At 68.4% G+C, this 18306-nt stretch carries 14 protein-coding genes; 6 read left to right on the forward strand and 8 right to left on the reverse strand.

What is annotated here, in order from left to right:
- Positions 1 to 107: 107 nt before the first annotated feature.
- Positions 108 to 1289: a 3-dehydroquinate synthase II gene (locus tag ACSG06_RS04140; RefSeq protein WP_440989001.1), complete on the reverse strand. Its 1182-nt coding sequence runs from the start codon at positions 1287 to 1289 to the stop codon at positions 108 to 110.
- Between the two features lie 461 nt (positions 1290 to 1750).
- The gene (locus tag ACSG06_RS04145) at positions 1751 to 3067 is read right to left on the reverse strand and encodes a phosphoribosylamine--glycine ligase (protein WP_440989002.1); all 1317 of its coding nucleotides are present in this window, start codon (positions 3065 to 3067) and stop codon (positions 1751 to 1753) included.
- Positions 3068 to 3284: 217 nt separating this feature from the next.
- Between ACSG06_RS04145 and ACSG06_RS04150 the strand changes: the two genes are divergently transcribed.
- A complete protein-coding gene (locus ACSG06_RS04150) occupies positions 3285 to 4562 on the forward strand; it encodes a carboxypeptidase regulatory-like domain-containing protein (RefSeq protein ID WP_440989003.1) in 1278 nt (425 codons plus the stop codon).
- Between the two features lie 39 nt (positions 4563 to 4601).
- Here ACSG06_RS04150 and ACSG06_RS04155 read toward each other — a convergent pair whose 3' ends face one another.
- A complete protein-coding gene (locus ACSG06_RS04155; RefSeq protein WP_440989004.1) occupies positions 4602 to 5120 on the reverse strand; it encodes a gamma carbonic anhydrase family protein in 519 nt (172 codons plus the stop codon).
- 150 nt (positions 5121 to 5270) lie between these two features.
- Between ACSG06_RS04155 and ACSG06_RS04160 the strand changes: the two genes are divergently transcribed.
- From ACSG06_RS04160 to ACSG06_RS04170, 3 genes are read left to right on the forward strand one after another with little or no spacing between them, the layout of a single operon-like run.
- Complete coding sequence (locus ACSG06_RS04160) at positions 5271 to 7379, forward strand: type II/IV secretion system ATPase subunit (protein ID WP_440989005.1); 2109 nt, start codon at positions 5271 to 5273, stop codon at positions 7377 to 7379.
- Positions 7376 to 9433, forward strand: a complete 2058-nt coding sequence (locus tag ACSG06_RS04165; RefSeq protein WP_440989006.1) for a type II secretion system F family protein — start codon at positions 7376 to 7378, stop codon at positions 9431 to 9433. The genes ACSG06_RS04160 and ACSG06_RS04165 overlap by 4 nt, the downstream gene beginning before the upstream one ends.
- Positions 9434 to 9448: 15 nt before the next feature.
- Complete coding sequence (locus tag ACSG06_RS04170; RefSeq protein WP_440989007.1) at positions 9449 to 11149, forward strand: Ig-like domain-containing protein; 1701 nt, start codon at positions 9449 to 9451, stop codon at positions 11147 to 11149.
- A gap of 219 nt (positions 11150 to 11368) precedes the next feature.
- Here the strand turns inward: ACSG06_RS04170 and ACSG06_RS04175 are convergent, their stop codons facing one another.
- The 3 genes from ACSG06_RS04175 to ACSG06_RS04185 form a co-directional block, all read right to left on the reverse strand.
- Entirely contained in the window at positions 11369 to 12406 is a 1038-nt protein-coding gene (locus ACSG06_RS04175) for an NAD(P)/FAD-dependent oxidoreductase (protein ID WP_440989008.1), read from the reverse strand.
- 216 nt (positions 12407 to 12622) lie between these two features.
- Positions 12623 to 13819 (reverse strand): redox-regulated ATPase YchF, encoded by a 1197-nt coding sequence (locus ACSG06_RS04180; RefSeq protein WP_440989009.1) that lies wholly within the window; start codon positions 13817 to 13819, stop codon positions 12623 to 12625.
- 92 nt (positions 13820 to 13911) lie between these two features.
- Entirely contained in the window at positions 13912 to 14532 is a 621-nt protein-coding gene (locus ACSG06_RS04185; protein WP_440989010.1) for an SAM-dependent methyltransferase, read from the reverse strand.
- A gap of 94 nt (positions 14533 to 14626) precedes the next feature.
- Between ACSG06_RS04185 and msrB the strand changes: the two genes are divergently transcribed.
- Entirely contained in the window at positions 14627 to 15043 is a 417-nt protein-coding gene (msrB, locus tag ACSG06_RS04190; RefSeq protein ID WP_440989011.1) for a peptide-methionine (R)-S-oxide reductase MsrB, read from the forward strand.
- Positions 15044 to 15058: 15 nt separating this feature from the next.
- On the opposite strand, the gene ACSG06_RS04195 is transcribed toward msrB, so the two are convergent.
- A complete protein-coding gene (locus tag ACSG06_RS04195) occupies positions 15059 to 16015 on the reverse strand; it encodes a PfkB family carbohydrate kinase (protein ID WP_440989012.1) in 957 nt (318 codons plus the stop codon).
- Between the two features lie 438 nt (positions 16016 to 16453).
- On the opposite strand from ACSG06_RS04195, the gene ACSG06_RS04200 reads away from it, so the two are divergent.
- Positions 16454 to 17410: a nucleoside hydrolase gene (locus ACSG06_RS04200; RefSeq protein WP_440989013.1), complete on the forward strand. Its 957-nt coding sequence runs from the start codon at positions 16454 to 16456 to the stop codon at positions 17408 to 17410.
- Positions 17411 to 17429: 19 nt separating this feature from the next.
- Here ACSG06_RS04200 and ACSG06_RS04205 read toward each other — a convergent pair whose 3' ends face one another.
- Positions 17430 to 18281 carry a VOC family protein gene (locus ACSG06_RS04205; protein ID WP_440989014.1) on the reverse strand — a complete coding sequence of 284 codons (852 nt, stop codon included), beginning with the start codon at positions 18279 to 18281 and terminating at the stop codon, positions 17430 to 17432.
- Positions 18282 to 18306: the final 25 nt, after the last annotated feature.

Here is an 18306-nt window from a genome sequence, read left to right on the forward strand (position 1 = left end):
TGAGTTCACGACGGCCAGCGCGGAACGGTCGGTCCGCCCCGGCTCGCGAGCGACGGGGCTGTCGCTCGGCAGGCAGGCGTGGAGAGAAAGACACGGCCGTCTGCCAGCTACTTCTCGACGATGCTCTCCTCGATGGCCTCGCCGAAGTGCCGCGCGGTGTCCTCGTAGTAGACGAGCAGTTCGTCGCCCTCCTCGACGTCGGTGATGGCCTTCCGGCCGTCGCGCGTGTGGACCTTGATGGTCTCGGCGTTCTGCAGCAGCGTCTCGAACCGGTCGCCGTCGCGCTCCAGCTCGACCCGGAACATCGGGCGCTGCTCGATCTTCGCCCGCCCGACGATGGCCTCGCGCGTGTGGCCCTCGGTGTCGACGACCTGCACCTCGTCGCCCGAGCCGACCTCGCTCAGGTACTTCGTCCCGCCGCCGGGCGTCCGGACGTAGGCGTGGACCGCCCCCGCGTTCACGCGGAACGGTCGCGACGCGACGTACGGCGACTCCGCGGTCTCGGCGTGGACGAACACCAGCCCGCGGCTCATCGACCCGACGAGCATCCCCTCGTCGTGGTCGAGCAGCGAGCCCGTATCCACGCAGACCCGGTCCGCGCTCCCCGTCTGCTCGACGGTCCGGACCGTCGCCCACGAGAGGTCCAGCTTCTCGCGTTCGGACTCGTCTCGCACCTCCACCGTGCGCCGGATCTCGTCCGGGTCGTCGCTGTCGAGCAGCACCGCGTCCGCGCCGAGCTCGAGGGTCTCGAACGCCGTCCGGGCGTCCTCCGCGTTCGAGACCCCCGCGACGAGGCTCGTCTCGTCGCCGATGCGCGCGATGAGGTTCTCCAGCGGGATGATGGTCCAGTCCTCGCCGACGACGACGGTGTAGTCGCCGCTCTCGGCCGCCGCCTCAGCGAAGCGCTCGTACTCCTGTCCGAGGATGCGGACGTACGCCCCGTCCGCGTTCCCCCGCCGCAGCGTCGAGAGGTCCGCAGAGCCGGAGAGGTCCGTCGGGAACTCGACCGTGCCGTCTCCCTCGCCCTCCTTCCCGACGATGTAGGCGTCGGGCTCGGCGGGCTCTTCCTTCTCGTCGTCCTCGTCCTCCGCGTCGTCGATGACGTCCACGTCGCCGCCGCTCCGGAACGCCGCGACGTTCACCGCGCCGAGCTCTCGCACCCGCTCGACGTCCCAGTCGTCGACGAGCACCCAGTCCACGCCGGCCTCCAGGCCGGCGGTGATGCGGCGCTTTCGCGCCTCCCAGTCGCCGACGGCGTCGTCGGCCTTCAGCCAGACTTCGCGTGTCATGGTCGCACCGTCGTCCGGTGGTGGCTTGAACGTGGCGTTCGTGACGAGTACAGCAGGTGTTAATGAGATCGTCTCCTGCTGGTGGGGACCGGAGTGTCTGGACCGGGAACAGCCAGAGTACTCCATCATCGACGAGAACGACTGGTTTCGACGACAGCCAGAAAGCCCCGAGGTGCTGGAGTCGGGGGACTTGCTGCGCTCCTCGTGCCTGCGGTGCTTGCTGCGTCCGCCTTCCTCCAGCGCCTCGCCCCTTTCAGTCCCACCCACCACGACCGCACCGCACCTCAGGCCTCCCCAGCCTCCTGCGGTGCTCGCTGGCGCTGCGCTCCTCGTCCCTCGCACGAGCGTCTGCGAGCGGCCTCACTTCGTTCGGCACGCTCGCCAGCCGCGCGCCACGGTGGCTGGTTCGGCACTATCGCGGCCGAAAGTTTACAATAATTGTAAACTCTACTGGGTTCGCGCTACGACTGTGGCCCGAGATACCCCCACGCCTGCAGGCGGTCCCCCTCGCCGTCGATCCAGCGTTCGCCGATGTCGTCGCGGTAGTACATGTTCGGCATGACGATGTCGTCGATGCGACCGTAGGCCTGTTCGCGGGCCTCGGCCATCGTCTCGCCCGTGCCGGTGACGACGATGGGCATGCCGTTGTCGCCGGCGACGCGCCACTGGCCGTCGACGTTCTTGGCGTCCTCCAGATGGATACCCTCGCGGCTCTCGGTCTCGAAGACGACGGCGGCGTTCCGTGAGTTCTCGTCGTACGTCTTCTCGTCGTCGAACGGGAACGGCGGGAGGACGACGCGGACGCCGATCTGGTAGCCGCTGTGGACGTCGAGGTCGGGGTCGTTGCCGTGGGCGAGGTCGTAGAAGAACTGGCCGGTGTTGGACTCGAAGGACTCCTCCTGCAGCGCGATGGTCGGGTAGCCGAAACGGGGCGTGAACTCGAGCGGGTAGATGCCGTTCGCGTTCACGATGCAGTTGACGTCGATGCTGCCGACGTAGCCCTCGTCGGCGAGCCAGCCCTCCAGCCTGCCGAGCGTCTCCTCGAACAGCCGGTTGCGCCCGCCCCAGAACATCGCGGTGCCCATCTCGCCGGTGGAGGGGCCGATGTTGCCCGGGAACAGCTTCTTGTGCTCGAAGTTGAAGTTCACCTGGTCGACGAAGGAGTTCCCGTCGAAGAAGCCACAGACGGCGATCTCGACGCCCTCGACCTTGCGCTGGAGCTGGAACCCCTTCATCCGGTGGCCCCAGGCCTTCTCGTACGCGCGGAGCACCTCCACCACGTCGCTGCCGTCGTCCTCGTTGCCGACGTACAGCAGGCGCTTGACGTTCTGGACCTCGCCGAGGGGTTTGATGACGTACGGCGCGGGGTGTTCCTGCACGTGCTGGATGGCCGCGCCGAAGTCGTGGAACACGTGGTGCTCGATGGTGTTGACGCCGTGTTCCTCGAAGATGTCCATCGCGTAGCCGCGGTCGTCCTCGAGTCGGTCCGTGTTCGATGTGCCGCCGACGACGGCGGTGCCGGCCGCACGCAGCTCCTGGGCGAGCTGGCCGGTACCCACCTCGTCGCCGACCCAGATGTCGTCGAAGACGACGACGTCGGCCCAGTCGACCTCGGCCTGCCAGTCGTCGGTCTTGGGGACGAAGCCGTCGCCGATCTCCCGGTCGCGCTCGCCCTCGATGTAGTACTTGACGTCGTGGCCCTCGCGGTGGACCTGCCAGGCGAGGTCGGTGATCAGTGCGGCGTCGGCTGAGACGAACAGGAAGTGTTTCGAGTCCATGGCTGTGAGAGTGTCCGGGGCGGGAGTCGGTTCGGGACCCACGGCGGACCGACGAGCGCCACGGTGAAAAAACGGCCCCGTGACGCGACCACCCGTTCCACCGGTCGATACGACACCCGTTCCACCGGTCGATGCGTCGGTTTCGGGGATTCGACAGGAATTACAGGGCCCGATACCGGAGAAATTTAAGTGAGTACGGGTTAGACACTGGGTCAACATGCGATTGACAGTGGCACTGGTCTGTGTCGCGCTGCTCGTCTCCCCCATGACGGTGGCCGCCAGCTCGATGGCTGCCCCGGCGAGTACGGCCGACACCGACGTAACACTCCGTGTGACCGTGGTGAACGCGCAGGGGGACCCCCTGGGCAACGCCGAGGTGACCGTATCGTACGATGGTGAGGAAGAGACGAGCGAGACGTTCTCCAACGGCGAGGCGCTGTTCGACGTCCCGGAGGGCGCGACCGTCGAGATCATGCCGAACCACCCGATGCTCGTGAAGAACAACCCGCTGACGGTCGAGAACGTCTCGGGCAACACCGAGATCACGGTGACCATGCATCCAGCCTCGACCGGACAGATCTCCGTGGTCGACGGGAACGGTAACGCCGTCGCCGATGCGGACGTCCAGCTCCGCAAGGAGGGCCGAACGGTGCTCGCCGACACCGGGACGACGGGCAGCGACGGGACGTACACGACGCCGGAGCTCGAACGTGGCAACTACACCGTCGAGATCACGAAACCGGGCTACTACGAGGAGCAGACCACCGTGATGCTCTCGGGCGACACCGACGTCTCCGTCGAGGTCGAGCAGGGCAGTGTCACGGCCGACTTCAGCGTCGTCGACTCACACTTCTCCCCCGCCGAGCCGGTCCGTGCGAACATCGAGATCGAGGACGCGACCGGGACCATCGGCACGTTCGAGACCGACGCCAGCGGGAGCCGCAGCGTCAGCCTGGACGTGAACACCCGGTACACCGTGACCGTCACCAAGGAGGGCTACGAGTCCGTCAGCAGCTCCTTCCGTATCGGCGAGCGCGACCGGAGTCAGACGTTCGAGATCCAGCGGACGCCCCGGCTGACGGTCGAGCCGATGAACACGCAGGTCGTGGTCGGGCAGAGCGTCCGTGTCGACGTCACCGACGAGTACGACGAGCCCGCGGTCGGTGCCGAGGTACGCATCGACGGTGAGACGGTCGCGACGACCGACGAGAGCGGGACCGCGACGCTCACCGTCGAGCAGACCGGCGAGGTCGAACTCACCGCGGTCAACGGCTCGGTCGAGTCGCCAGGGGTCGTCATCGAGGCGTTCGAGCCGCGGACCGACGCGCCGACGACCACGGCGCCGAACGCGACCGCGACGTCCACGATGACCGAGACCACGCAGGCACCGGGGACCACCGAGGAGACCGACGACGGCGGGACGCCCGGCTTCGGCGTGGCCGTCGCACTCGTGGCACTGGTCATCGCCGCACTGCTCGCACGGATCAGGGGCTGAAATCGGACCGGGCTCCCCCCGCGGTTTCTGCTGCCATCTCTACTCGAAGAGTTCCTCGTGCCGCGACGCGAGGTCGGTGTAGGCCCCCGACGAGTAGGCGGTCGCGATCTCCTCCGGGTCGACGCTCGTCTCCGACAGCGGCACGACCGTGGCGGGCACGCCGCGCGCGAACGACTCCGCTGGGACCGCGAACCCGTCGGGGAGGACGGTGCCGGCCGCGACGACGCTCCGCTCGCCGACGGTCGCGCCCGAGTTGAGCGTCGCGTTGATACCCACCAGCGACCCGGTCTCGACGGTGGCGTCGTTCAGCACCGCGCCGTGGCCCACCATCACGCGTTCGCCGACCTGGCTGGCGTGGAAGACGGCGGTGTCGCCGACGTGTGACTCCGCGCCCACGCGGACGGTACCCACGTCGCCACGGAGGACGACACCCGGCCAGACGCTCGCATCGGGCTCGACGCGGACGTCGCCGACGAGCGTCGCATCGCGGGCGACGAACGCGTCTTCGTGAACGGTCGGCGTCGTCGACTCGAACGCGTAGTTCCGACGATCTACCATGTCGTTCGGTAACGTGACACAGAACTAAAACGGTTCGTGTCGAGGTCGTTCGCGCATACCGATTCTGTCGAAATCGGGCAGTATGTGGCACTCAAACGTGTTTTAGCGGTAACCTTTACGTTCTCAAACGTCGTATAGTGAGTGGTTAGTATGGGGTACGATGAATCAACCGAACAGTCAGAGGACCACGAAACCGACGCGGGGGAGTCGGTCGACGTCGTGGACGGGGACACCGAGACCGCCATCTGGGGAGATGGACCGCACACCGAGGGGGACGGCGGGACGACCGAGCAGCCGACGGACCGGGCCGACGCTGCGGCCGGGGAGACCGCCGGCGGAGCGGAGCCCGAGTCCGTGGACGCGGACGACGTGACCGCGGACCGGACCGCCGAGACAGCGTCCACCGACGAATCGGCGCAGCGACCCGTCTCGAACATCTTCGAGGACCCGGCGGACGACCTGGTCGTCAGGCCCGACGAGGACGACAGCAACGCGGACTGGGAGATACTCGACGAGGGACTCGTCGAGGACCTCGTGGTCCGACCCGAGGAGGAGACACAGACGGAGGGCGAGGACGACGAGCTCGACGAGCTGGTGCTCTGGGTCGAACAGCAGGAGCCACCCGAACCCGAGGACATCCGCGAGACCGTCCTGGCCGAGGTGAAGGCGTACTTCGACGCCGCCGACCTCGACACCGAGTTCGCCGACCGACCGACCGACGAGTTCATCGACTCGCACTGGTTCGACTTCGCCTATCTGGACGACCGCGTCCAGGTCGAGCGCTACTGGGTGAACAAGCCCTACGCGTACGTCTCGGTGCTGTTCCACCCGGAGACGAAGGAGTTCAGCTACGAGGTCAGCGAGGTCGTCCTCGACGGCTTCGAGCGGTACGTCCGCGAGGACCTCACGCGCATCCTGCGCAACAGCCTCATGTACCACGACATCGGCGACGACGTCGAGCGCGAGACCGTCTTCGAGTCGAAGGCCAAGGAGATCATCGCGGAGCACGCGGCGACGGTGGACGACGGCTCCATCTACAAGCTGCTGTACTACCTGCTGCGGGACTTCCTCGACTACGGGAAGATCGACCCGCTGATGCGCGACGGCAGCCTCGAGGACATCTCGTGTGACGGCGTCGACGTCCCGGTGTTCGTCTACCACGGTGGCTATCGCGACCTGCGGACGAACGTCACCTTCGACAAGGACCGGCTGAACTCCTTCACGGTCCGACTCGCCCAGCGCGCGGGCAAGCACATCTCCGTGTCCAACCCGCTCGTCGATGCGAGCCTGCCCGACGGGTCGCGCATCCAGCTCACGCTGGGCAGCGACATCGCCACCCGGGGTGCGAACTTCACCATCCGCAAGTTCGCCGACGTGCCGTACACGCCGGTCGACCTCATCAAGTGGAACACGTTCGACGTCGACCAGATGGCGTACTTCTGGCTCGTCATCGAGAACAATCGGTCGCTCGTGTTCGCGGGTGGAACCGGCTCCGGGAAGACGACCAGCATGAACGCCATCGGCTTCTTCATCCCGCCGAACGCGAAGGTCGTCAGCATCGAGGACACCCGCGAGATCACGATGCCGCACGACAACTGGATCCAGTCCGTCTCGCGGCCGCCGGTCACCGAGGGTGGCCGCGGCGAGGTGTCGATGTACCAGCTGCTCCAGGCCAGCCTGCGCCAGCGCCCCGAGTACCTGCTCGTCGGCGAGATACGCACGGAGCAGCGCGTCGCACTGACGTTCTTCAACGCCATCGCGACCGGCCACACGTCGTACACGACCATCCACGCCGACTCCGTCGACGGCGCGCTCGCCCGCCTGCAGAACGCGCCGCTGTCGGTGCCGAGCCAGATGATCCAGGACCTCGACGTCATCGCCATCCAGAAGCAGATCTTCGACGACGACACCCGCGTCCGGCGCAACAACGTCGTCGCCGAGATCCGCCCCTCCGACGACCTCTCGGAGATCGAGACGAAGGAGGTGTTCCGGTGGGACCCGGCCGACGACGAGTACGATCAGGTCCGCGACTCCGAGCTGCTCGACGAGATCGCAACGGAGCGCGGCTGGACCGCCGAGGAGCTCGCCGACGAGCTCGCGGTCAGGGCGGAGATACTCCAGTACCTCGTCGACGAGGACATCACCGACTACGGCACGGTCACCGAGACCATCCACCGGTTCGACCGCGATCGTGACGGCGTGCTCGCACAGGTGCGGGCGGCCGAGCTGTCGGCGCCCGTCGAAGCGGAGGCGCGATGAGCACGCCCGGCGGGATCCAGACTCCGCTGAGCGAGGGGCAGACGCCGCTTCCCGAGTACGAGGTCAGCCAGTACTTCCCGCGCTCGCGGGAGATGACCGCGGAGGAGATGGGCGCGCTGCGCGAGCAGTACGGCTCCATCCGCGCGTACTTCAAGGCCCACCCGGGCCGGTACCGCGACACCCAGCGCTGGCTCAACCAGGCCCGCATCGGCACCACCTACGACGTGTACCTCACCCGGAGCGTCCACCTCGCCCTCCTCACAGGGGGTGCAGGGGCGCTCCTCGGCGGGATGCTCGCGTGGCTGCTGGCCGACGCCGGGGTCCTCGCGAGCCTCGACTCGCCGCTCACCGTCGGCGGGAGCGTCGGCCCGTTCCTCGCGGCCAACCGCGTGCTGCTGGCCGGGCTCCTCCTCACGCTCGTCGTGGGAGGCACGGCCGCCGGCAGCACGTGGCTGTTCCGCTACTACTACCCGCAGAACGTCGTCGCGAACCGCGAACGGGCGATCAACGTGATGCTGCCCCACGCGCTCACCTACATGTACGCGCTGAGCCACGGCGGCATGAACCTCATCTCCGTCTTCGAGTCGCTCGCGCGGTCCGAGGACACCTACGGCGAGGTCGCCGCGGAGTTCGACATGATCGTCCGCGACATGCAGCTGTTCGGCAACGACATGGTCACCGCGCTGCGCAACGCGCGCAACCTCACGCCGAGCGACGAACTCGAGCAGTTCCTCGACGACCTCATCGGTCTCCTCGACTCCGGCGGTGACGTGACGGCGTTCCTCGAGGACCAGGCCGACAACTACACCGAGGCCGCCAAGGAGGAGCAGGAGGGGTTCCTCGAGACGCTCTCGGTCCTCTCCGAGGTGTTCATCGTCGCGTTCGTGGCGGCACCGCTGTTCCTCGTCGTGACGCTGATGGTCATCAGCTTCCTCGGCGGGTCGACGCTGCTGCAGATGGCCGCGCTCATCTACGTCGGGCTCCCGCTCGGGATGCTCGGCTTCCTGCTGCTGATCGACCTGCTCTCGGCGCCCTACGTCCAGCCCGGCGACGTCCGGCTGGAGGAGGTGCGCGAGCAGCCCATCGACACGACCGCCGTCGCGGACGACGAGCGCTTCCACGCCTACGAGCGCGGCAAGCGCAACGAGCGCCTCGTCGCGTTCGCACGCGACCCGCTCGCCGCGCTACGGACGGATCCGCCGCTGACGCTCGTGTTCACCGTACCGGCCGCCCTCGCGTTCGTCGCCGGGATGGTGCTCCGGGGCACGGTGACGCCGTCGGTCGACGCGCTGCTGGCCGACCCGGTCACGGTGACGACCCTGCTGTTCGTCCTGCCGGCGCTCGTCGTCGCGGTCCCGCTGTCGTACTACCACGAACGCAAGCGGCGCCGCGAGAACCTGCTCGCCGCACGTTTCCCGGACACGCTGAACGTCCTCTCCAGCGCGAACCACATGGGCATCCCGCTCGTGGACGCACTGGACATGGTCGCGCGCTGGTCCAAGGGGAGCCTCGCCGACGAGATCCGCGTCGTCCGCAACGACGTGCGCTGGAACCACGACCTGACAGACGCGCTGCTGGGGCTGGGCAACCGCCTGAACGTGCCCCACATCAGCCGCACCATCAAGCTGGTCGCCGAGGGCGGGCGCTCGTCCGGTGACATGTCCCGCATCCTCGCCATCGCGGCCGAGGACACCCGGGCACGCCACCGCATCGAGCGCGCCCGCCGCCGGGCGATGTCCTCGTACCTGGCCATCGTCATGATCGGCTTCGGGGTGTACCTGCTCGTCATCGTGCTCATCGACGCGAGTTTCCTCGGCGCCATCGCCGAGGCGACCGCGACGACGCCCGACGACGTGCCCACCGGGGCCGGCGTCGTCGGGTTCACGAACGTCCCGCTGGACACGTACCGCGCGCTGTTCTTCCACTCGGTCGTCGTCATGGCGGCCGGGGCGGGACTGCTCGCTGGCAAGCTCGGGTCGAACGACACGCTGTCCGGACTGAAGTACAGCATCGGCCTCACGCTGGTCGCGCTCGCGACCTTCGTGCTGGTCTGAATCAGGGGGGATATCATGCACTACAGACACAACACCAACACAATCAGGGGGAACGACCGTGGCGTCTCGCCGGTCCTCGGAGGCATCCTCGTCTTCGGGCTGGTGCTCGCCCTGCTCGTGCTCGCGCAGGTCAGCCTCGTACCCGCGCTGAACCAACAGACCGAGTTCGAACACAACCAGCGGCTCGTCGACGACGCGACCGAGCTCCAGGGGAGCGCCTACCGGGTCTCCACCAGCGGCGGCACCGAGTCCGTCGAGGTCGGCACCGGCGTCCGCTACCGCCCGATGGCGTTCCTCGTGACGCCCACCGCCGGCAACGGCAGGGTGTACACCGAGGCCGGAACGGTCACCGTCAGCGGCGCTGTCGCCGCCGACCCCGAGGCCGCCGATTACTGGAACGGTGGCGACTGGTCGGAGTCCACCCGGAGCGTCGTCTTCGACCCTGCCTACCGGGAGTACATCACCGCACCCCAGACGCGCTACGAGGGGACCGTCGTCGTCAACGACTTCGACGGGACCACCCTGCTCGTCGACGAGGGCCGCCTCGTCGACGGTCGTCGCATCACGCTGCTGACGGTCGACGGCGAGGTGTACGAGGAGAGCACCCGCTCCGTCGTCCTGACGCTCCGGGCGGTCAGCCAGTCCACGCAGACGGTCGAGCTTCGCAACGAGACCGACCCCATCCGCATCACGGTGCCGAGCTCCCTCTCGCCCGAACAGTGGAAGGAGGACGTGCTCGCCGACCAGCTCGACGAGTCCGGCCTCCCCGACGGTGACCCGTCCGACGACCGTCACGTCCTCGACGTCGTCGACGGCCCGACCGCCGGCACCGTCACCGTCCTCCTCGAACCCCGAGTGACCTACGAGTTCACCATGGCACGCCTCGGCATCGGCAGCGAGTACGACACCTCGCCCGATCCGGCCTACGTCACCATCGTCGACTCGGGCAACGCGACGCTGCGCCCCGGCGAGGTGACGACCGTCACCTTCGAGGTCCGCGACGCGTTCAACAACCCCGTCGCCGGCGTCCCCGTCTCGACGACGGCGTCCGGCAACGCACTCGAACTGGACGCGGACAGCACGGTCTCGACGTCCTCGAACGGCCGTGCCACGTTCGTCTTCCGGGCGAACCGCGACGGACAGACGACCGTGAGCGCGAGCTTCGGTCCCGACGCCGCACAGACCGCCTCGACGACCGTCGAGGTCGTCGACCCCGAGATCACCGACCCGGACGACAGCGTCGGTGGCGTCATCAACCCCGACACGCAGGCAGGGAGCTTCGAGCTCCGGAGTGCCGAACGCATCGGCAGCCCTCCGGGCGGCGGTGACATCGTCGAACTGCGGTTCGACAACGACGGGATGGACCGCACGCTCACGCATGTCCGGGTCAACCTCTACATGCAATCGAACCCCGGTTCGGGGCAGAACGCACGTCCAGTCAACGCGACGTTGGGGAACTTCGATGGCTCCGAGACCTACGCGAACCTGACCATCGGCGGGCAGTTCGTCAACCTGCCGTCGGGTGACCAGCCGCTGTTCGACGAGGACACGCTCGTCGTGCTCCGGATGGAGTTCTACACCGACGAGGACCAGACGGGACGGTACTCCGGTCAGAACTCGGACGACTTCTTCGTCCTGACCCTCACCTTCGACGACGGGTCCACCTACGTGTACTTCGTCCCCTCACAGAATAGCTCCGACCCGCTACAGACGTAGTACTGCTTCGACTCGAACCCTGATTCGACCCTCGATTCTCTCCTGACCGTTAATGACCTCGCTCACGTCGTTGTAGACGTGCTTGGACGGCAGACGACGATGCAGTCGGTGCCAGCTGCGGGTGGGGCCGCGATGGCCGAGGCGAGACGACTCCTGTCATAGCTCGGCGGGGCGCACCACGCGACCCGTCACCTTTTCTGTCGAACGCGAGCGACGGCATCACTCGTGACCGAGGATGCGCTCGCCGACCGTCCGACCGTTCTCGAACGCGAGGTGGACACGACCCTCCCCGGCGACCCAGTCCCCGGCGACGAAGAGTCCCGCGTCCTCGGCACAACGGGCGTCGGCGGCGTCGATGCTCGAATCCGGGAGTGCGTAGCGCCAGCCCTGGTCGTCCACCCAGTCCGGGTCGGTGAGGCGGGCGTCGTCCAGCAGGTCGGCCACGAGTTCGGCCACCACGTCTGCCGCCGAATCCAGCGGCTCGTCGTAGCGCTCGACCGACCAGTCCGGGGCCATCTGGACGACGAGCAGGCTCTGGCCGTCGGGGACGTGGCCGGGCTTGCACTCCTCGCGGGAGAGCCAGCCGACGGGGTGTGCGCGGTCGGGGTCGACGAGCGCGTACCACGGGCGTTCTAGCTCGAACGGGTAGTGCAGCAGCACCGTCCGGATGGTCCGGAACGCGACCGCGTCGACGGCGACGTGGAGCCGGTCCAGCCGCTCGTCGTCCCAGTCCGTCGCGGCGAGCAGGTCGGCGGTCTGGGGTGCTGGCGGCGTCAGCACCACGGCGTCGAACGGGCCGTGTGACTCGCCGTCGGTGTCGGTCAGGGTCCACTCGCCGTCGTCCTCGTGGGCGATGGACTCGATGCGGGTCTCGGTGTGGACGGTCGCCCCGGCCCGCTTCCTGACCCGCTTCGCGAACTGGGTGATCCCCTCGGTGTAGGTCCACTTCGGCCCCTCGTCGCCGCGGCCCTCGGCGATGGTGCCGTCGGCGTCGTGGGTCCACACCGGCAGCTCGATATCGGCGAGGCCGTCGCTCCCGAGCTCGGCGAGGAGGTCGTCCACCCAGGCATCCTCGCCGGGCTTGATGTAGTTCGCACCGTGGTCGTAGCGACAGCCGTGCTTCCGCCGGGTGGCTGCACGGCCGGAGATGCCGCTGGCCTTGTCGTACAGCGTCACCTCGACCGGTGTGTCGCGGCAGGCGTCCGCCACGCCGACGCCTGCTACGCCGGCGCCGACGACGGCGATGTGTCTGGTCATCGGCCGACACTGGGGACTACGCCCCCATAGTCCCCGCGCCGGACTCGTTGGGTTGCCAGACCAGCCACTGATGCTGATGACGGAAATGGCGAACAGGCGACGCGCTGGCGGGCTACGTGGTCACGCGACGGTGCGTCGCACACCGGCCTCGGCCGTCGCGTGGCTCGTCGTCAGAACACGCCACGTCTGGCCGCGGCTTCGTACAAGAAGGGTCGGTCAGTTCGTCGTGACGAGCTCGACGACCTCGCGGTGGTCGAGCTCGGTGTCGCCGCCCATCTGCCGCTTTGTCCGGCAGTTGAGCCCATGAAGCAGGCCGTCGCCGATGTCGGAGTGGAGGTGGTAGGCGAAGTCGCTGGTCGTCGAGCCGCCGGGGAGGAGGAAGCAGTCGCGCATCACGCGGCCCTGTTCGTCGCCCATCGCTTCGGCACCGCCGGGGAAGACGGCGATGACACCGAGTTCGTCGAACAGCGCGGCCTCGATGGCCTGCTGGACGCCGGTGCCACCGAACTCGGTGACGAACTCGCGGATCTGCTCGAGGCCCTGCTCCTGCTCATCGGAGACGTCGGCGACGATGTCGAAGTCGTCGTCGCCGGCGTGGTAGTCGACGACGCCCTGCTCCGCTGCGTTCTTGAGTGCCTTCTCGGCGTGGGCGCTGACCGGGACGAACTGGAGGTGGTCGTAGTCCGGGTCGTCGGTGATCTCGTCCCAGTTCGCCTGCGCGGCGGGGGTGTCCATCTTGTTCGCGGCGACGACCATCGGCTTCGTGCGCTTTCGGATCTCGCGGGCGAGGGCCTCGCGGTCCTCGCGGTCCCAGGTCTCGGGGTCGAGTTCGAGTTCCAGGGCGAGGATGATCTGTTTGATCTCGTCCTTGTTGGTGCCGAAGGCGGACATCTGGTCGGCGAGCTCGATCTCGATGGAGTGATCCTCGGTGCCCTGATACCGGTTCTCGAACTTCTCGATGCCCGTCTCGAGGATGCCGACGTACCACTGGTCGAGCTCGTTCTCGAGGAAGTCGATGTCCTCGCGGGGGTCGTGGTCCTCGGTCGGCTCGCCCTCGAGGTCGGTCTCGCCGGAGAAGTCGACGACGTGGACCAGCACGTCCGTCTCGTTCAGGTCGGTGAGGAACTGGTTGCCCAGCCCGCGCCCCTCGTGTGCGCCCGGGACGAGGCCGGCGACGTCGACGAGCTTCGTGGGGACGTAGCGGGTTCCCTCGCGGCAGTAGCCCGTGTCCGGCGTGCAGGACTCTTCGAACTCCGGGGCGGCGCAGTCCACCCGGACGTACGCCTCGCCGATAGAGGGGTCGATGGTCGTGAACGGGTACGCGCCCTCGGGCACGTCGTTCATCGTCGCCGCGTTGAAGAACGTCGACTTGCCCACCGAGGGCTTACCGACGAGACCGATGTTGTAGCTCATTGCACCATCGGACGCCATCGGCCGGCATAAGGCTTGAAATCCGCGTTCGTGATGGTATGGGGTGGCATAGCTCGCGAATCGCCTGGCGCTGGTCAGCGCGACGACGGCTTCCGTGCGACGACGACCTCGGCGGCGTGCTCGTGCGGCTCGTCGCCCGAATCGTCCGCGAACACGAGTTCTCGGCTGTCGACGACCTCCCAGTCGTCGTAGTAGCCGGTCAGTTCATCCTGCCCGTAGAAGTGCTCGTTGTCGGTCCAGTCGGGGGGCGTCGGGACCTCCGGGTGGTCGACGAACGCGAACACCACGTGGACGCCGCCGGTCTTCGTCTGCGTCTTGAACTGCGCGAACTGCCCTGGGCGGTTCGACGGTTCGATGTACTGGACCGCGCCGACCGAGTAGAAGACGTCGAGCGACGTCGGTACGTCGAGGTCGTTCCCGTCCGCCCGGAGCGTCTCGACGGTGACGCCGCGCTCGCCCGCCAGCCGTTCGGCCTTCTCGAGTCCGGCCGGCGACACGTCGACTGCGTACACCGTCCAGCCCTGCTCGGCGAAGTAGACTGCGTCGCGGCCCTCGCCGGCACCGAGGTCGAGGAGGGTCGGGTCGTCGCGGTCGTCCGGCGCGTGCTCTAGAGCTTCGATAGCGAGGTCGTTCGGCTCTGTCCCCCAGTAGTACTCCTCGCGGCCGTACACCGCCTCCCGCTCCTCGTGGTTCATGTTCGCCCTCTCTCGTGGGGCTCCTAGTCTGTGTCGGTGCACGACCTCCACCGCGACCACGGCCTCTTTGCCCGTCGCGCACCTACGCTGAGTCATGAGCGAACGAGACAGCACGACCGAACGGGACGTCCCCGAATCCGAGTCGGAGTGGCGCGAACGTCTCGACGACGAGTCGTACCACGTGCTCCGCGAGCAGGGCACCGAGGCGCGGTTCTCCGGCGAGTACGTCGACCACTTCGCGGACGGGAAGTACCGCTGCAAGGGCTGTGGCGAGGTGCTGTTCGACTCGGAGACGAAGTTCGACCACGGCTGCGGCTGGCCGTCGTTCTACGCCGCGGACGAGGGGAAGATCGAGAAACGGGAGGACCGCAGCCACGGGATGCGCCGCATCGAGGTCGTCTGTGCGAACTGCGAGAGCCACCTCGGGCACGTGTTCGACGACGGTCCCGCGCCGACGGGCAAGCGGTTCTGCATCAACTCGGTGGCGCTGGAGTTCGAGGGCGAGGAGTAGGGGCCCAGCGCGGGCTCAGTTCTCTCGGTCGTCGAGCACGTGGAGCACCCGCTGGCGCCCGGGCACTGCCGTCTGCACGCCCTCGTCGGTGGTCGACAGCGCGGCCGCGACCGTCGCCAGCTCGACGGCACGCCCGAGTTCCGCGCCCGCCCCGAGCTCCGCCGCGAGGTAGCCCGCGAACACGTCGCCCGCGCCGGTCGTATCGACGGGGTCGACGGGCGGTGCGTCGACGTGGAACGACTCGCCACCGTCGCCCTCCTCCACCTCGACGCCGCGTTCGCCGAGTGTCCGGACCACGGTCCCGTCGAAGCCGTCGAGCGCGCCGGCCAGCAGCGTGGCCTCGCCCTCGTTCGGGGTCACCACGTCGACGGCGTCGTGGGCGAGCACCTGCGCCGCACCGTCGGCCGGCGCGGGGTCGTAGACGACGACCGGGCGGTCCTCGGCGTCCGAGAGCTCGTCCAGCGCGGCGAGCGCCGCCTCGGCTGGAAGTTCGTTCTGGATGAGTAGACAGTCGGCATCGCGGAGCCGGTCGCCGTGTCGGTGTGCGTACTCCGGCGTCACCCGCCCGTTCGCGCCGGCGACGATGGCGATGTGGTTCTCGCCCGTCTCGTCGTGGACGACGATGGCCGCGTAGCCCGTCGGCGCGTCGACCCGTTCGACGGCATCGACCCCGACGCCGCGCTCGGTGAGCGTCTCGACGACCGCGTGCTCGTCCTCGTCGGTGCCCACACGGCCGAGCAGGCTGGCGTCCGCTCCGGCGGCCGCTGCGGCGACGGCCTGATTCGCGCCCTTCCCACCGAGGAACGTCTCCGTGAGGTGCTCGTGAACCTCGTCGGGGACCGCGTCGACGCGCACCGTCTCGCCCGCGCCGGGAAACCAGTCGTAGGCGTCGGCCAGTTCGCGGATTCGTTCGCGGGAGAGGTAGCCCACGTGGTCGACGTTGACGCTCCCGAAGCTGACGACCCGTGCCATGGCTTCGTGGTTGGCGCGGGCGTATAAGACGATTCGGCTCTCAGTATCGGTGGTATCCGGTTGGAACTGCTGGAGTGGCTACGCGGCGACTGTAACTACCTCGAAAGCCCCGAGGCGCTCGGCTCCCGCGGCTCGTTGCGCTCCTCGTTCCTGCGGTGCTCACGTCGCCGGGGTTCGCCGACCGCCTCGCCCCTTTCAGTCCCACCCGACAGCACCGCACCTCGAACCTCCCCAGCCGACTGCGATGCTCGCTTCGCTGCGCGTCTCGTCCCTCGCGCGAGCGTCGGCGAGACACGCTCGCTGCGCTCGCGGTCTCGCCAGACCGCGCGCCACCCGGTTGATCGGGCAGCATCGCCCCCGGTTGCGAGCGACCGTCGCACAGCCGTCCGCGTTGCCACGTCCGGACGAACTAAGACCCGGGACCGCAGACTCCCGCGCATGACCCGTCGCGTCATCGTGGACACGGACACCGCGGGGGACGACACACAGGCGATCCTGCTGGGCGCGCTCTCCGAGGCCGTCGAGCTGGAGCTGCTGACCATCGTCGCCGGCAACGTCGAGTTCGACTACCAGGTGGAGAACGCGAAGTACACGCTCGAGCTGGCGGGCGTCGCGGACGAGGTGCCGGTGTACGAGGGTGCACGTCGGCCGCTGGTCAAGGAGTTCGAGCACGTCGACCACGTCCACGGCGCGGGCGGCCTCGGCGGCGACCTGTTCCCGGACACGGGCATCGAGTCCGCGGAGGGCTACGGCCCGGACGCTATCGTGGAGGCGGTCCGCGAGTCGCCGGGAGAGCTGACGCTGGTCTGCATCGGGCCGCTGACGAACATCGCGCTGGCACTCCGCCGCGAACCCCAGCTCGGTGAGCTCGTCGACGAGGTCGTGGTGATGGGCGGCGCGGTGAACACGCTCGGGAACGACACGCCGTCGGCGGAGTTCAACTTCTGGGTCGACCCGGACGCTGCGAAGGTCGTCATGCGCGAGCTGGACGTGACGCTCGTCGACTGGGGGCTGACGATGCGACAGGCGACCATGACGGCCGACGAGCTCGCCCCCATCGAGGCGGCGGAGACGCCCTACGCCGACTTCTTCACCGAGATCACCGCCCACCTGCGCGAGTTCAGCGAGGAGCGGTTCGGCTCGGACGCGACGACCCAGCCGGACTCGCTCGCGATGGCGGCCGTCATCGAGCCCGAGCTCGTCGAGGAGGCACCGGCGTACCACGTCGACGTGGACGAGCGCGAGGGACTCACCAGGGGGTACAGTATGGTCGACGAGCTCGGCATCACCGGGGGCGAGGCGCGCACGCGGGTCGTCGAGTCCATCGACGAGGACCGGTTCAAGACCATCTTCACCGATATGCTCGTCCACGGCGACCCCGACCGGTCGCGGTAGCGGTCGGGTCCAGTGGGTGTCAGGGCGTTCGGAGTCGGAGCGTGATGCCGTCGGGGTCCGTCAGCTCGAGGCCGTCGCCGTCCTCGGGTCGCCGGGCTGTTACGTCGGCGTCACGGAGCCGGGTCTCGACCGTCTCGAGGGCTGTCCCGTCCGGAAGGAGGAGCTCGAACCAGCGCAGCCCGCGCCCCGTCGGCGGGTCGCGCCGGTTGTTCCACGTGTTCAGCCCGAGGTGGTGGTGGTAGTCGCCGGCGGCGAGGAACAGCCCCGCGTCGGCGTAGCGCTGCCGGACGTTCAGTCCGAGTGCGTCGACGTAGAACCGTTCTGCCGCGGCGAGGTCGCTCACCTCCAGGTGGACGTGACCGACCGTCGTCCCGTCCGGGACACCCGACAGTCTGCAGGCGCGGTCGGTGAGGGCGTCGATGTCGAGCGGGTCGACCCCCATCCGGAGGCGACCGTCGTCGGTCACCGGCCACTCCGACCGTGGTCGGTCCCGGTACAGCTCGACACCGTTGCCCTCGGGGTCGGTCAGGTACAGGGCCTCGCTCACGCCGTGGTCCGACGCACCGGTGAGCCGCCAGCGTTCGCGGACCCGGCGGAGCACGTCGCCGAGGGCGCCCCGCGAGGGGAACAGGATGGCGACGTGGTACAGCCCCGTCTCGGTCGCCGTGCGTTCGGGGGCGTCTGGGTCCGCCCGGAGTTCGAGCAGCGGGTCGGTCGCCGTCCCGAGGGTCGCCCGCCCGTCGCTCCGAGACGTGACGTCGAGGCCGACGACGTCACGGTAGAAGTCGACCAGTCTGTCGAGGTCGTTCACGACGAGCGCGACGCGCCCCGGTCTGGTTCCGGCTGGGAGGTCGGTGTCGCCGTCGTTCATCCCCACACCATGGTCGCCCACCGGC

The organism is Haloarchaeobius baliensis, from assembly GCF_052060055.1.
Lineage (GTDB): Archaea > Halobacteriota > Halobacteria > Halobacteriales > Natrialbaceae > Haloarchaeobius > Haloarchaeobius baliensis.